This window comes from Streptomyces gossypii, assembly GCF_025165795.1.
In the GTDB taxonomy this organism is placed as follows: domain Bacteria; phylum Actinomycetota; class Actinomycetes; order Streptomycetales; family Streptomycetaceae; genus Streptomyces; species Streptomyces gossypii.
Map to the genome: position 1 here is coordinate 116,164 of NZ_JAJAGO010000002.1, position 12,476 is coordinate 128,639.

A 12,476-nucleotide genomic window follows, 5' to 3' on the forward strand; every position below is an offset into this window, starting at 1 on the left:
GCTCACTTCTCAAACAGCGCTCGGGCCTTCGTGAACGCCTCGACCAATTCCGCCTCACCGATATAGGGCGGCTTCGGCTTCGGCCGGTACAGGGAAATCGGCTCGGCCAGCGCGTAAAACACCTCCGTCCCAAAGAACTCCTCCACCAGCATGCTCTCCACCCGGCCCAGCAGCTTCATCGACCGATTCTCGCCGGACACATACAAGTCGATCAGATAAACAAGCGTAGCGTTCGCACTCACAGAACCACCCCACGGGTTGGCAGCCGAATTTCCGTAGATCACCCGACAACCACGGTATCCCAGCCCGTCCAGCCCACCAGCCCGCAGGTGCACCGGCCCACAGGCCGACCCCCACGGCCCTCACCGCCGTGCGTCGCTCAGCGGGCTCGGGCGAGGAAAAGGTCACTCATGTGGTGCATGTCGATGCCGCCGCCGCGTGCGTCGAGCAGGCGGCCGGTGTCGGCAAGGGCCAGATCGCGACGGTCCTCGGGCAGGACGCGATAGGCGGAGACCGAGGCGAGATGCGCCAGGTAGCGGTCCGTGTCGTAGCGGAGGGCCTGGCGGAAGCGGACCGACCGCAGGTCGGTGAAGCGCCCGTCCCGTCGGCACTCGGCCTCCGGCCAGCCTTCCCGCAGGCCACAACTGCCCGGCGCGTCACCGTAGGCGGAGGCCAGTTCGCCATGCGGTGAGGTGATGACACCGTGCCGGTGGTCGATCTCGGCGAGTTCGGCGTGCAACTCGGCGTCCAGGACGCCGAGCGGGTTCCAGAACAGCGCCAGCGCACCGCCGGGTTCCAGTGCCGCGTGGGCCAGGCCCCATCGCCGGTCCGGAGCCATCCAGTGCCAGGACGTGGCAGCGAAGAGCAGCCCGAAGCGCCGCCGCCCCGGCTCCCACTCCTCGAAGCCGCAGACCTCTATCCGCACCTCGGGGCAGGCAGCAGTGTTGCGGCGCAGCACCTCGGCCATGCGGGGATCGGGCTCGACGCACACCAACGGCACACCGTGCGCGGCGAAAAGCAGCGTGGCCTTGCCGGTACCGGCTCCCACCTCCACCGCCGCACGGTCTCCCAGCGCCGCATAGCCCAGCACCTCCGCCACCATGGCGTCGGCGTACCCAGGTCGAGCGGCGTCGTACATCTCCGCCACCTCGCCGAAGACCTTGCCGCGCACGGTGTCGGTCTGCGCCTCTGAGGCCACGCCGTTCCCCGATCCCTGATCGACTGGCGGTCACCTTACCGACGGGCGGGTGGGCGACGCCTCGGGTTTCTCACTCGCGCCCGCCGAACTGCCAGTTGTGCACTTCGATCTCGGCGTACCGCTCCGGGGTGAGGACGGCGCGGGCCGTAGCCGGGTCCGGCGCCCGCACCAGTGCCGCCGTACCCAGCCAGGTGGCGCCGTCGTCGGACAGCAGCGGCCCGTACGCGATCAACTCGTCCTGGCCGGAGGGCGCGAGGTCGGCGGCCTGGCCCGCGCCGAGTCCGAGCACCAGGTAGCGGCTGCCATCGGTCGGGCCACCGGGGAAGTCCCACATGGTGCGCCCCAAGGTGTTGCGCCAGCGGCGCAGCATCACATCGCGGTACACGCCGGCCTGGTAGCCGGGCTCCCCGAAGGCGAACGTGCGGGCGGCGGCGGCATCTGGCAAGTCGAGGATGTGCACGCTGCCGGTCGCCACCTCGCGGTCGCCGTCCATGGTCGGGCCACGGGCGATCATCTCCGCCCCGTACCCGTCCATGTAGGACAAGTGCTCCTCCAACAGCTCCTCTCGCAGCGCCAGGGAACCGGACCGGTCACGGTGATAGCAGAAGAACTCCATGTCCCACAGTCTTCCTCACCAGCGGGACGAGCCATGAAGGGCTTCGCTGCTGGCCCTCACCGCTCACGGTACGAAACACCCACGTTCGACCCCCGGGTTCCTCACAGCGCGTCCGCAACCTGGGTCAGGTAGGCGGCGAACGACGGCCAGACCCCCGGCACATGCTCAAACGCCTCGGCGTAGGTGCCGACCTGGCCGTACCCCTCCCCGGGGGCACAGTCGGCGAACAGCCCGTAGAGCCCGTCCGGATCCGTGACGATGAACGGCAAGTACCGCCCCTGCGGGTTTTCCCCGCGCTGGTACTCGGACCAGTACCTCATTTTGCCAAGGGGCCCGATGCCGCCGTCAGGCAAGAGGTACCCGCCCCACTGCTCTTCCCGAGTCGGCAGCGGAACGCCGTGGGTGGGCCAGTCGAATCCGGCAGCGGGGCCGGTGCCGTCGTGGAGCCGATAGAACGCCCGGAGATCAGGCGGGATCACCAGGTCGAGTTCCCGCTCGACAGCCCGGACCTCCTCCTCGGCCGCCGGCGCCGGAAGACGCCGGTACTTGTGGGGCTCGTTCTCCTTGAGTCAGCCTTCGATCCTGTGCCAAGCGCCGAGGGCCTGCTCGACCCGTATCTGCTCATCGATCACGCCCGCACCCTAGCGACGGGGTACGACACCCCACGACGCCGAACTCCCCTTCTGGCCCCTTCGCCGAAGTCACCATTTGCTCGACCGCATCGACGTCACCGCGGCCACATGCGACCAGCGACAGCAGCGTCTGACGGTCGTGGAAATTCACCCGGAGGCGCGAGCGCAAGCGGTGTGCCCCCTGCGGGCTCCTGTGTTGCTACTCGCCAACGTCTTCCCGTGCAGAGCTCCCGAGGCCGTGTCCACGAATACCGTGCAGAGAAAAGATCGCATCGCGCTGCTGGGATACTGTTGCCACTTTCGAAAGAGGCGCCGGATCCAAAATGTAGACGGTCTCTTCATGAACAGTCCGGGTTGAAGGGTCGAATGTGTATGCCTCCCTTCCATCTGTCATCTGCAACAGCATGCCACTGCTGGTGACGTCCAGCCTTGCCCCTTGACAGCACAGCAGCAACCCTTCGCTTTCCAGGCTTCTCCGCAGATCCATCAAACACGAGAAAAGATCACCCGCCTGGTGTTTTTCGTCGGGGAGTCCAGCCCTCTTCAGAGTGAGCTCATGAGGATCCCGGCCAGTGATGGCCACGAAAACCTCTTCGAGTATTCCCGACATATTCGCCGCTATGAGATTCATCAAGGCACCCCCAGCGCCGAAAACGACACCTATTCCCGTTTGCACGACAAGCTACGGCCGTCATTGGCCTCGCACCGGAACGGGAGCAGGCCCGGCAGTTCCGCAGTCATCGCTGGGCTGCCGAGGAGGTGACGCGGGGATGGCGTTGTCGATGAGGACGGCGGCGATGGCGGCGGCGGTGGGGAAGGAATCGCTGTTGAGGACTCGGGTGCGGGCCGAGGCGCCGTCGATGAGCAGCGCCAGTTGTTCACCGAGTTGTTCGGGGTGGGTGGCGCCGGCTTCGCGGGCGGCCTCGGTGAGCCGCGCGGCGATGGCGGTCTTGTAGTCGCGTGCGTACTGGGATGCGGAGTGTTGGGGGTCGTGCAGTTCGACGGCCGCCGCGATGTAGGGGCACAGGGGCGTGGACGCGGGCATCTCGAAGGCGGCGAGGAGCCGTTCGCGGGGTGTGAGGTCGGTGCGCTCGAACACTCCGGGCATGACGTCGGGATCGAATCGGCGCAGGTATTCGGCGACGAGCTCGTCCTTGTTGGTGAAGTGCTGGTAGGCCGTGCGCTTGGACACCTGGGCCACGGCGCAGAGTTGGTCCATGCCGGTGCGGTTGATCCCCTGCTCGCGGAACAGCTGCTGCGACGCGCCGAGGATGCGCTCGCGAGCGCCCCGGCCGCGGCGCTGGCCCAGGGGGCCCTTCTCCAACTCCGTCATACCTCCAGTATACACCGTTCGGTACCGACCGGTGTACGTAGCTTGCGCTCCGATCAGCCAACGGATACGTTACGTACACAGCCTGGTGTATGTAAGAACCGGACTGCTTCGGATACCCATCAATTCAACGGAGTGATCATGGGAAAGCTCGATGGCAAGGTAGCGGTGATCACCGGCGGATCCACCGGCATGGCACTGGCCGGCGCCAAGCTGTTCGTCGAGGAAGGAGCGCACGTCTTCATCCAGGCCCGGCGGCAGGAAGCACTGGACGACGCCGTCAAGCTGATCGGCCGCAACGTCACCGCCGTCCAGGGTGACGCGGCCGACCTGGACGACCTGGACCGCTTGTACGAGACCGTCAAGCGGGAAAAAGGCTCGATCGACGTGCTGTGGGCCAGCGCCGGGATGGGCGAACCCGGCGTCCTCGGCGAGATCACCGAGGAACAGTTCCACCGCGCCTTCTCGCTCAACGCGCGCGGCACCCTGTTCACCGTGCAGAAGGCACTGCCGCTGATCAACGACAACGGCTCGATCTTCATGACCGGATCCAACGCCTCTCTCGGCGCCTTCCCCGGCTGGAGCCTCTACGCGGGAAGCAAAGCCGTCCAGCAGGCATGGGCCCGCGTCTGGCTCAACGAACTGCGCGACCGCAAGATCCGGGTCAACGTCCTGACCCCCGGCCAGGTCGGCACCGCCAAACAGGAAGAACTTTTCGACGAGGCAACCAGGGCCGCATTCGAGTCCCTCATCCCCCGCGGAAAGATGGGCCGCCCCGAAGAGATCGCCTCCGTCGCCCTGTTCCTCGCCTCCGACGACTCCAGCTACGTCAACGGCCTGGAACTGGTCGCCGACGGCGGCACCACCGCCATCTGAACCACACACCGGGAATTCCGCGGGCGCACCCCATTGGCGCGGGCGCCGAATTCGCGTGCAGTCCATGATTCGTGGACGAGACAGAGCGGCACCTTGAGAACAGGAAGAGAGCACACCTCATGAGCAGCATCACCCTCATTGGTACGGGAAACATGGCCCGCACCATCGGTACGCTCGCGGTGGCGGGCGGCAACACCGTCGAGGTCATGGGACGCGATCAGTCCAAGGCCGATGACCTGGCGAAGGCTCTGGGCGGCGGCGCGACGACCGGCAAGTGGGGCGCCGTCCCGGCTGGGGACATCGTCATCACGGCCCTGTTGTACGACGGTGTCGTTCCGGTCGTCGCCGAGTACGGAGACGCCCTCGCGGGCAAGGTCATCGTCGACATCAGCAACCCCTTCAACGCCACGTTCGACGGACTCGCCCACAGCGAGGAGACCTCGATCGCGCAGGAAGTCGCCAAGGTGGCCCCGGCCGGCGCCAGCGTGGTGAAGGCGTTCAACACCATCTTCCGTAATGTCCTGGAGAAGGGCCGACCCGACGTCTTCCTCGCGGGCGACAGCGCGCAGGCAAAGGCAGCCGTGGCGGCATTCATCGAGAGCCTCGGGCTGCGCCCGCTGGACGTCGGCGGCCTGAAAATGGCGCACTGGCTGGAGGGAGTGGGCGTGGTCACGGTGGGCCTCGCCGGCAACGGGGTTGGCCACTGGGACTTCGCCCTCGGCGCCAACGAACTTACCGGCTGAGCTCCCGAGGCGGGGCTGGGGTGGATGAAGCAGGGGTACGACATCGCCCGCAACGCGGACTGGCACCGGCGCGGCAAAATGCTCGATGACATCCTGGCGTTCCTGCACGCGTGGTGGACGACCAACCCCGTGTCCCGGGCAGCGAGTTCTTCACCTCGCCACCGGTCCACGCCGACCTACGCCCGGCCCTGGCCGGGCGGCCACCCATCTGGATCGGCGGGGCCAGCGAGGCCGCGATGCGCCGGGGCGGCCGCAGCGGGGTCGGCTGGCTCGGGTTCGACGGGCTGCCGACCGCCGCGTCGATCAACGGTCGGGACGAGGGCTCCGATCGCCGGTGGTCGATCGCGCGCCGAGCGGCGCAGGACGCCGGCCGCGATCCCGACGCGCTGAAGACGGCCATGCGGACCAATACTCGAGCCGGGCACGTCCATCGGCTCGCTCGCGGACAAATCGCATCGCGCTACTCGGACATAGTTCCACGTGCGAAAGAGGCGCCAGATCCAACGGGTTTCTACATGTCCAGCTTCCGATTTGTGACACTGAGAGACCACATCAAGGCGTGCATCAGTTGATTCTTTTCCCTTTTTTTCAATTTCATGAAGGAATGAACTGGGACATCCAATCTACTCGGCTCGACTATCAAGACAGACGAGACATCTCGACCGATTGAAAATTCGAGAATACTACAGATTCAGCTATCTTCCGGCGTAGGTTCAGGAAGAATGGGCATGAGAACATATCGGGAATCAAGCTCTCCCAGCTGAACAGTTCTCGCCTGCCTACTGAATCCACGCGACCTGGCTTCTTGAATCAGATCGGCCAAACCTTTCGTATCCACGCATCGAATCTCCGAAGGAACCAGCGCCCAATATGTCGAAGTCAAATTTTCTTCAAAAATATTAACACACCTCCATGTCACCCTTACCACAATCCATCAGGGGCCCGTATCAGCACTTCAGAGTCTGGTTTTATCCCCGGATGAGCAGGGTCGTTCATTCTTCGGAGAGCCTCTGCAATTCGATGGTTTCCCTGGATCATGATTCCTTCCCCCGCTGTCGCAACTGCGCCCAACTCATCTGGGTCATTTATTGCCTCCAAGAGCTTGTTGCTGATGTTCAGGTCGCCGCCGCCGTCACTCAACGGGGTCTCCCCTCGGGGTCGGTGTCGGGAGGGTCCGTTCGGGAGGGTCGGTGTCGAGGGCGCAGGAGTCGGGGACGATGCCGCGGGCCGGGGGCAGCAGCATCGAGGCGTCCCGGTCGGCGACGTCGATGGCGACGCCCGTGGGGCCGTCGAGGGAGGGGATGACGGAGTCGAGGAGGCGGGCGCCGAGGACGGACACGTAGTCGCCGGGAACGGCCGGTGCGCCCGGGCCGGAGGGTGCGGCGGGATCGACGGGATCGGCCGGTGTGGCGGGGGCGGCGGCCGGGGCGAGGCCCTGGAGGAAGCGGGAGAGGCTGGCCTCGCCGGTGAAGGCGTAGATCCAGCGGATGCCGCCGTACTCCGCCGACATCAGGCCGTCGTCCAGGAGCGGCACCAGGACCGCCGCGCGGCGGAACTCCCCTACCAGGACCGCTGGTTCGCCTACGCCCGCGCGGCGCGCGGCTATCTCGTCCGGCAGTTCCATTCCCCGCCCCCGGGCACGAAGCGGCGACTCCCCGTCGCCGACTCGTCCAACCCTACGAGGCGCGTTCGAACGACTACCATCCGTAGGGGTGACTGTTGCGCATGTCACTCACGCAGTGTGTGGACGTCATGCGGGTGTGTGACCGGGCGCGTTACCGCTCGGGCGTGGTGCGCAGGCCCGCGAAGGCGGTGCGGACCACCGCTTCGGCGACCTCGTCCTTCGTGTGCCCGCCGTGACCGGAGCGGTCCGGGCGGTACCACTCGACGAGAGAGTTGATCATTCCGAAGAGCAGCCTGGTCGCCAGCCGCGGGTCCACATCCGTGCGCAGATCGCCCTCGGCGGCGGCCTGCTTCAGCAGCGCCGCGACCTGCTGGTCGAATTCGCGGCGGCGCGCCATGGCCCAGCGTTCGGTGTCCGTGTTCCCCCGTACGCGCAGCAGCAGGGTGACGTACGGCAGGTCGGCCATCAGCACCTCGGCCGTGCGGCGGGTGACGTGTTCGAGCCGGTCGACGGCGCGGCCCCGCAGGGCGGCCGGTTCCTCCAGGAGGGCGAACAGTTCGTCCAGCGCGCGGGATATCGCCCGGCGCAGCAGCTCTTCCTTGCCGGTCACATGGTGGTAGATGGACGACTTGGAGATGCCCGCGGCACGGGAGAGGTGCTCCATGGAGGTGCCGTCGTACCCGCGCTCGTTGAAGACCCGCACGGCTACCGCGAGGAGGGTGTCGGGGGTGTAGGTGTCGCGCTTCGCGGGCATGGCGGAGATGCTAGTGCTTCGCCGCACAGGTCCTGCGACGGTGCGGCGCCTGCGCGGCGAAGCACTGGCCGCCGTCGGCGGCACGGCTTCTCCGGAGTAGCCGCGGCTTCCGGAGTCGGCTGGATTCCCGGAGTTACCGGGACTCTCGGGCGTTCCGGGCTTCTGGGAGTGTGCCGTCACTGTGTCTGGCCCCTCTTGCACCGACCGATCGTTCGGTAGCAGTATCTGAACCATACCGCTCATCAGCCCTCCAGCTCGACGAGGAGTTGGTCTTCGTGACCGCCGCACCCGCCGGATCCCCGGGATCCCCCGTCACCAGCCCGGTGCAGTTGCTCGAGAGGCACCGCGCGACCCTTGACCACGCCCTGGAGGCGATTCGCAGCCGCGAGTACTGGTCGCCGCACCCCGAGCACCCCAAGGCGTACGGCGAGGGCGGCTCGCTCAGCGCCGGGCAGGGCAAGGAGGCGTTCGACGCACTGCGCGGGAGGCGCTTCGAAGTGGAGGGGCAGCCCGGTACGGACGGCTGGGCGGCGACCGAGGCGTCTCCGTACGGCATCGCGATGGGCATCGAATACCCGCACCCCGACATCTACGCGCTGCTGCCCGCGATGCGGCTGGCGATGCCCGCCTGGCGGGAGGCCGGTCCGGAGACGCGGGCGGCGGTGTGCCTGGAGATCCTGGCGCGGATCAGCGCCCGTACGCACGAGTTCGCACACGCGGTCATGCACACCAGCGGGCAGGCGTTCATGATGGCGTTCCAGGCGGGCGGCCCGCATGCGCAGGACCGCGGCATGGAGGCGGTCGCGTACGCGTACGTGGAGCAGGTGCGCACCCCCGACACCGCCGAGTGGTCGAAGCCGCAGGGCAAGCGCGACCCGATCAATCTCACCAAGCACTTCACGGCCGTCGGCCGCGGCATCTCCCTGCTGGTCGGCTGCAACACCTTCCCCACCTGGAACGGCTACCCCGGCTTCTTCGCCTCGCTGGCCACCGGCAACCCGGTACTTGTCAAGCCCCATCCGCGCGCGGTGCTGCCGCTGGCGCTGACCGTTCGCATCGCCCGCGAGGTGCTGCGCGAGGCGGGCTTCGACCCGAATCTGGTCGCGCTGGCGGCCGAGCAGGAGGGTGAGGGCATCGCCCGGGAGCTGGCGATGCGGTCCGAGATCCGCCTCATCGACTACACCGGCTCCTCCGCCTTCGGCGACTGGCTGGAAGCCAACGCCCCGCAGGCGCAGGTCTTCACCGAGAAGTCCGGAGTCAACACCGTCGTCATCGACTCGACCGGCGACTACCAGGGGATGCTGGGCAATCTCGCCTTCTCGCTGTCCCTCTACAGCGGCCAGATGTGCACGACGCCGCAGAATCTGCTGCTGCCGCGCGGCGGCATCGAGACGGACGAGGGCGACAAGTCGTACGACGAGGTGGTGGACGATCTGGCGGCGGCGGTCGGCAAGCTGCTCGGGGACGACGCGCGGGCGAACGCGCTGCTCGGCGCCATCGTCAACCCGCAGGTGGGGGAGCGCATCGACGCCGCCGGCGCGCTGGGCGAGGTCGCGCTGCCCTCCCGCTCGGTGGACAACCCGGACTTCCCGGGCGCGACGGTCCGTACGCCCGTGATCGTCAAGCTGGACGCGGCGAAGCCCGAGGCGGAGTCGGGGTACATGACGGAGTGCTTCGGGCCGGTGTCCTTCGCGGTGGCCGTCGACTCGACGGAGGACGCGGTGACGCTGCTGCGGCGCACGATCCGGGAGAAGGGGGCGATGACGGTCGCCGGGTACACCACCTCGCCCGACGTGGAGCGGCTGATCGAGAACGCCTGTCTGGACGAGTGCGCGCAGCTCTCGCTCAATCTGACCGGAGGGGTGTACGTCAACCAGACGGCGGCGTTCTCGGACTTCCACGGGTCGGGCGGCAATCCGGCGGCGAACGCGGCGCTGTGCGACGGGGCGTTCGTCGCGAACCGCTTCCGGACGGTGGAGGTACGGCGCCCTGCCTGAGTGCGGCCGGAAGCGGTACGGGGCGCGGGTGTCAGTGCTGGCGTCAGTGCGGGCGTCATTCCGGGCGCTGGGCCATCCAGTGGTAGAGGGTCATCGCGACGCTGGTGGCCAGGTTGTAGCTGGAGACCTGCGGGCGCATCGGCAGGGCCACGAGCTGGTCCGCCCGTGCCCGCAGCTCGGGTGAGAGCCCGCTGCGTTCCGAGCCGAAGACGAGCAGCGCCTCGTCGGGGAGAGTGAGCGTGCGCAGGTCCGCGCCCGCCGGGTCGAGCGCGTACGTGGGCCCTGCGGGCAGCTCGGCGGGCAGGCGGCGTTCGACGGCGGTGGCGAAGTGGAGGCCCGCGCTGGCGCGCACGACGGCGGGGTGCCAGGGGTCGACGGTGCCGGTGGTGAGCACTCCCGCCGCCCCGCATCCGGCCGCGAGGCGGATCACGGCGCCGATGTTGCCCAGGTGACGGGGGTTGTCGAGGACGATCAGCGGGGCGGTGCGAGGCGTACGAGCGCCGGGCTGTTCGCCGGGTACGGGCGCGCGGTGGCCGCTGCCCCGTACGGCGAGTGCGGCGACGCCGGTCGGGTGCGGGCGCGGCAGCAGCTCCCGCAGGGTCTCCGGCGGGACCTGCCGGAGCATTCCGTCGAGCCTTCCGGCCAGGTCGGGAGCGAGCTCGGCGGCGAGCGCGAGTGCGGCCGTCCGGTCCTGGGCCAGCGCGAGGGGGATCTCGGCGCCGAAGCGCAGCGCGTGCTTCAGGGCGTGGAAGCCGTCCAGCAGCACGGCTTCCGGGGCGAGTTCACGCCAGCGGCGTACGGCAGGGTGCGGGTCGGGCTCACCGCCCGGCGGGGCACCACCCCGGTCCGGAGCCGGGGCGTCCGGGCGGCCTCGCTGATCGTTCACCGGGTCAGCCTACGGCGCCACCGCCCCGGGACGGGCTGAGCCGGGGCCGGGCCGGGGCCGGGGCCGGGAATCAGCGCTGCTGGGAGGCCTCCACGGCCTGGAGCACCGAGAAACCCAGGGCCAGGACGCCGGTGATCAGCAGTATCAGTGCGACCCCGGTCGTCTTGCCCAGCAGCGGCGCCGCTGCCACCAGTGCCAGCGTGCCGAGTGCTCCGGACAGCACGGCGAAGAGGGTGTGCCGCCTCTTGTCGGCGTTCCGCTCCCCCTGCCCGTTCCGCTCGCGCCGCTCGTTCCGCTGGGTCCTGCCGCTCTTTCCGTGCTTGCGAGCCATTGCGTCCCCCGTGGTCGTTGCCGCCCACGGAGCAAGCTAGCGGGGAAGTGTCACTGTCGTGTCTGCGTCACGCTGCCGTTCGGTCTGTCCGTCCTGCACCGGCTGTCCCGGCTGTCCCGGCTGCTCTGCCTGTCCGGTGCGCCGGGCCTGTCCCGGCACCCGGCCCCCGCCCTGCGCGGTCGCTCCCGTGGCGCCGCCGAAGGCGCGGCGCAGTCTGGCGGTGAGCCCGGCGGAGCGGGCGCCCATCCAGAGCAGCGCGGCGGTGGGGAGGAAGACCGCGTCCGCCGCGATCATGGCGAGCGAGAAGATCGGCAGCCCGAGCAGGACAGCGATGCTGAGGTGTTCGGCGATCATGACGGCGAGCAGGATGTTCTTCACCTTGCGGTTGAAGAGGGTGAAGGGGAAGGCGACCTGCACCATCACCGTCAGGTAGGTCATGACCATGATGATCAGCCCGTTGCCTGCGAACACGTCGTTCAGCTCGGGCCAGGGCGCGAAATAGTCGAGCTTCATCGGGTAGTACGCGGCGGTGCCGTCCTGCCAGCGCGAACCCTGGATCTTGTACCAGCCGGCCGTCGAGTAGATCAGGCAGACCTCGAACATGATCACGACGAGGGTGGCGTTGTGTACGAGGTTCGCGATGACGTCCAGGACCGTCCGCGGCTCGCCGGGGGCGAAGCGGTTCGCGGCCCACCAGAGCGCGGCCACCAGCCACAGGCCCCAGTAGATCAGCGCCCAGCCGCCGGACAGCCCCGGCCCCAGGGTGACGACGACGAGCGCGGCACCGCACACCGCCCACAGCACCATGCCCACCAGGTCACGCTCGGCGGCCCCGCCGCCGCCCGCACCACGGGCCGCCGTACGGGCGGCGCGGCGCGCGTCCAGGGACCACACCTGCGCGCAGCGGGTGAGCACCAGATAGATCGCCATCAGATGGATGACGTTGTCGCTGCCGTCGCCCATGAAGATGCTGCGGTTCTGCAGCGAGAGGACGCCGATCATGAAGAGGACCGACATCGTGCGGGTCCGCCAGCCGATCATCAGGGCGACGCTGGAGAGGACCGCGAGCAGATAGACGCTCTCGAACCAGGCGTTGCTCTGGCTCCACATCAGCACCGAGAAGGCGTTGTTGTTCGCGATCAGTTCCTCGGCGAGATGCCAGCTCCACGGGCTGTCGGGGCCGTACAGCTCCTGCCGGTTCGGCCATTCGCGGAGCAGGAAGATGAGCCAGGCACCGGCGAAGCCGATCCGGACGATCGCTGCCTGGTACGGGCCCAGGGCGCGACCGGTGACATGGGCGAAGGCGGTGTTGAGGGAGGCGTCGAGCCGGGTGCGCCAGCGGGGCTTCGGCGCGGTGGCGGGCTCGGCGGGAACCGGCGCGGGGCGTGCGGCGGGAACGGGAGGGGCGGATACCGGAGCGGGCGCCGGAGTGCGGACCGGCGCAGGCGGGGGTATGGAGCCCGCGGCCGCCGGCTCCACCTCAGCGGGC

14 protein-coding genes and 1 pseudogene are annotated in these 12,476 nt (G+C 68.4%); 4 read left to right on the top strand and 11 right to left on the bottom strand.

Annotation, left to right across the window (positions count from 1 at the left end):
- Positions 1 to 2: 2 nt before the first annotated feature.
- The 6 genes and pseudogenes from LHJ74_RS03980 to LHJ74_RS04005 all read right to left on the bottom strand — a co-directional run bounded on the left by LHJ74_RS03980 (position 3) and on the right by LHJ74_RS04005 (position 3,779).
- Entirely contained in the window at positions 3 to 179 is a 177-nt protein-coding gene (locus LHJ74_RS03980; RefSeq protein ID WP_260216085.1) for a hypothetical protein, read from the bottom strand.
- 200 nt (positions 180 to 379) lie between these two features.
- Positions 380 to 1,198 carry a class I SAM-dependent methyltransferase gene (locus LHJ74_RS03985; RefSeq protein WP_260216087.1) on the bottom strand — a complete coding sequence of 273 codons (819 nt, stop codon included), beginning with the start codon at positions 1,196 to 1,198 and terminating at the stop codon, positions 380 to 382.
- 70 nt (positions 1,199 to 1,268) lie between these two features.
- Entirely contained in the window at positions 1,269 to 1,814 is a 546-nt protein-coding gene (locus tag LHJ74_RS03990) for a YciI family protein (protein ID WP_260216088.1), read from the bottom strand.
- 101 nt (positions 1,815 to 1,915) lie between these two features.
- A pseudogene (locus LHJ74_RS03995) lies at positions 1,916 to 2,329 on the bottom strand (SMI1/KNR4 family protein); the annotation flags it as partial.
- Between the two features lie 316 nt (positions 2,330 to 2,645).
- The gene (locus tag LHJ74_RS04000; protein WP_260216089.1) at positions 2,646 to 3,077 is read right to left on the bottom strand and encodes a hypothetical protein; all 432 of its coding nucleotides are present in this window, start codon (positions 3,075 to 3,077) and stop codon (positions 2,646 to 2,648) included.
- 60 nt (positions 3,078 to 3,137) lie between these two features.
- On the bottom strand, positions 3,138 to 3,779 hold the full coding sequence (locus LHJ74_RS04005; protein ID WP_260216090.1) for a TetR/AcrR family transcriptional regulator: 642 nt from the start codon (positions 3,777 to 3,779) through the stop codon (positions 3,138 to 3,140).
- 138 nt (positions 3,780 to 3,917) lie between these two features.
- On the opposite strand from LHJ74_RS04005, the gene LHJ74_RS04010 reads away from it, so the two are divergent.
- The 3 genes from LHJ74_RS04010 (at position 3,918) to LHJ74_RS04020 (ending at position 5,967) form a co-directional block, all read left to right on the top strand.
- Positions 3,918 to 4,652, top strand: coding sequence for an SDR family NAD(P)-dependent oxidoreductase (locus tag LHJ74_RS04010; protein ID WP_260216091.1), 735 nt, complete (start codon positions 3,918 to 3,920; stop codon positions 4,650 to 4,652).
- A 119-nt stretch (positions 4,653 to 4,771) separates the two neighbouring features.
- Entirely contained in the window at positions 4,772 to 5,395 is a 624-nt protein-coding gene (locus tag LHJ74_RS04015) for an NADPH-dependent F420 reductase (protein ID WP_260216092.1), read from the top strand.
- Positions 5,396 to 5,505: 110 nt separating this feature from the next.
- Positions 5,506 to 5,967 carry an LLM class oxidoreductase gene (locus LHJ74_RS04020; protein ID WP_260216093.1) on the top strand — a complete coding sequence of 154 codons (462 nt, stop codon included), beginning with the start codon at positions 5,506 to 5,508 and terminating at the stop codon, positions 5,965 to 5,967.
- A 560-nt stretch (positions 5,968 to 6,527) separates the two neighbouring features.
- Here the strand turns inward: LHJ74_RS04020 and LHJ74_RS04025 are convergent.
- On the bottom strand, positions 6,528 to 7,019 hold the full coding sequence (locus LHJ74_RS04025; RefSeq protein ID WP_260216094.1) for a hypothetical protein: 492 nt from the start codon (positions 7,017 to 7,019) through the stop codon (positions 6,528 to 6,530).
- A 151-nt stretch (positions 7,020 to 7,170) separates the two neighbouring features.
- Entirely contained in the window at positions 7,171 to 7,773 is a 603-nt protein-coding gene (locus tag LHJ74_RS04030) for a TetR/AcrR family transcriptional regulator (protein ID WP_260216095.1), read from the bottom strand.
- 275 nt (positions 7,774 to 8,048) lie between these two features.
- Between LHJ74_RS04030 and paaN the strand changes: the two genes are divergently transcribed.
- Positions 8,049 to 9,770, top strand: coding sequence for a phenylacetic acid degradation protein PaaN (paaN, locus tag LHJ74_RS04035; protein WP_260216096.1), 1,722 nt, complete (start codon positions 8,049 to 8,051; stop codon positions 9,768 to 9,770).
- A gap of 55 nt (positions 9,771 to 9,825) precedes the next feature.
- Here the strand turns inward: paaN and LHJ74_RS04040 are convergent, their stop codons facing one another.
- The 3 genes from LHJ74_RS04040 to LHJ74_RS04050 all read right to left on the bottom strand — a co-directional run bounded on the left by LHJ74_RS04040 (position 9,826) and on the right by LHJ74_RS04050 (position 12,466).
- Positions 9,826 to 10,656 carry a TrmH family RNA methyltransferase gene (locus LHJ74_RS04040; protein WP_375546655.1) on the bottom strand — a complete coding sequence of 277 codons (831 nt, stop codon included), beginning with the start codon at positions 10,654 to 10,656 and terminating at the stop codon, positions 9,826 to 9,828.
- Between the two features lie 70 nt (positions 10,657 to 10,726).
- The gene (locus LHJ74_RS04045) at positions 10,727 to 10,987 is read right to left on the bottom strand and encodes a hypothetical protein (protein ID WP_260216097.1); all 261 of its coding nucleotides are present in this window, start codon (positions 10,985 to 10,987) and stop codon (positions 10,727 to 10,729) included.
- Between the two features lie 36 nt (positions 10,988 to 11,023).
- Positions 11,024 to 12,466: an HTTM domain-containing protein gene (locus tag LHJ74_RS04050; RefSeq protein WP_375546669.1), complete on the bottom strand. Its 1,443-nt coding sequence runs from the start codon at positions 12,464 to 12,466 to the stop codon at positions 11,024 to 11,026.
- Positions 12,467 to 12,476: the final 10 nt, after the last annotated feature.

Bases quoted from the DNA above. Each gene is read 5' to 3' on its own strand.
- LHJ74_RS04030 (WP_260216095.1), bottom strand. From the start codon at position 7,773: ATGCCCGCGAAGCGCGACACCTACACCCCCGACACCCTCCTCGCGGTA.
- LHJ74_RS04010 (WP_260216091.1), top strand. From the start codon at position 3,918: ATGGGAAAGCTCGATGGCAAGGTAGCGGTGATCACCGGCGGATCCACC.
- LHJ74_RS04015 (WP_260216092.1), top strand. From the start codon at position 4,772: ATGAGCAGCATCACCCTCATTGGTACGGGAAACATGGCCCGCACCATC.
- LHJ74_RS04025 (WP_260216094.1), bottom strand. From the start codon at position 7,019: ATGGAACTGCCGGACGAGATAGCCGCGCGCCGCGCGGGCGTAGGCGAA.
- LHJ74_RS03980 (WP_260216085.1), bottom strand. From the start codon at position 179: ATGAAGCTGCTGGGCCGGGTGGAGAGCATGCTGGTGGAGGAGTTCTTT.
- LHJ74_RS03990 (WP_260216088.1), bottom strand. From the start codon at position 1,814: ATGGAGTTCTTCTGCTATCACCGTGACCGGTCCGGTTCCCTGGCGCTG.
- LHJ74_RS04005 (WP_260216090.1), bottom strand. From the start codon at position 3,779: ATGACGGAGTTGGAGAAGGGCCCCCTGGGCCAGCGCCGCGGCCGGGGC.
- LHJ74_RS04045 (WP_260216097.1), bottom strand. From the start codon at position 10,987: ATGGCTCGCAAGCACGGAAAGAGCGGCAGGACCCAGCGGAACGAGCGG.
- LHJ74_RS04000 (WP_260216089.1), bottom strand. From the start codon at position 3,077: ATGAATCTCATAGCGGCGAATATGTCGGGAATACTCGAAGAGGTTTTC.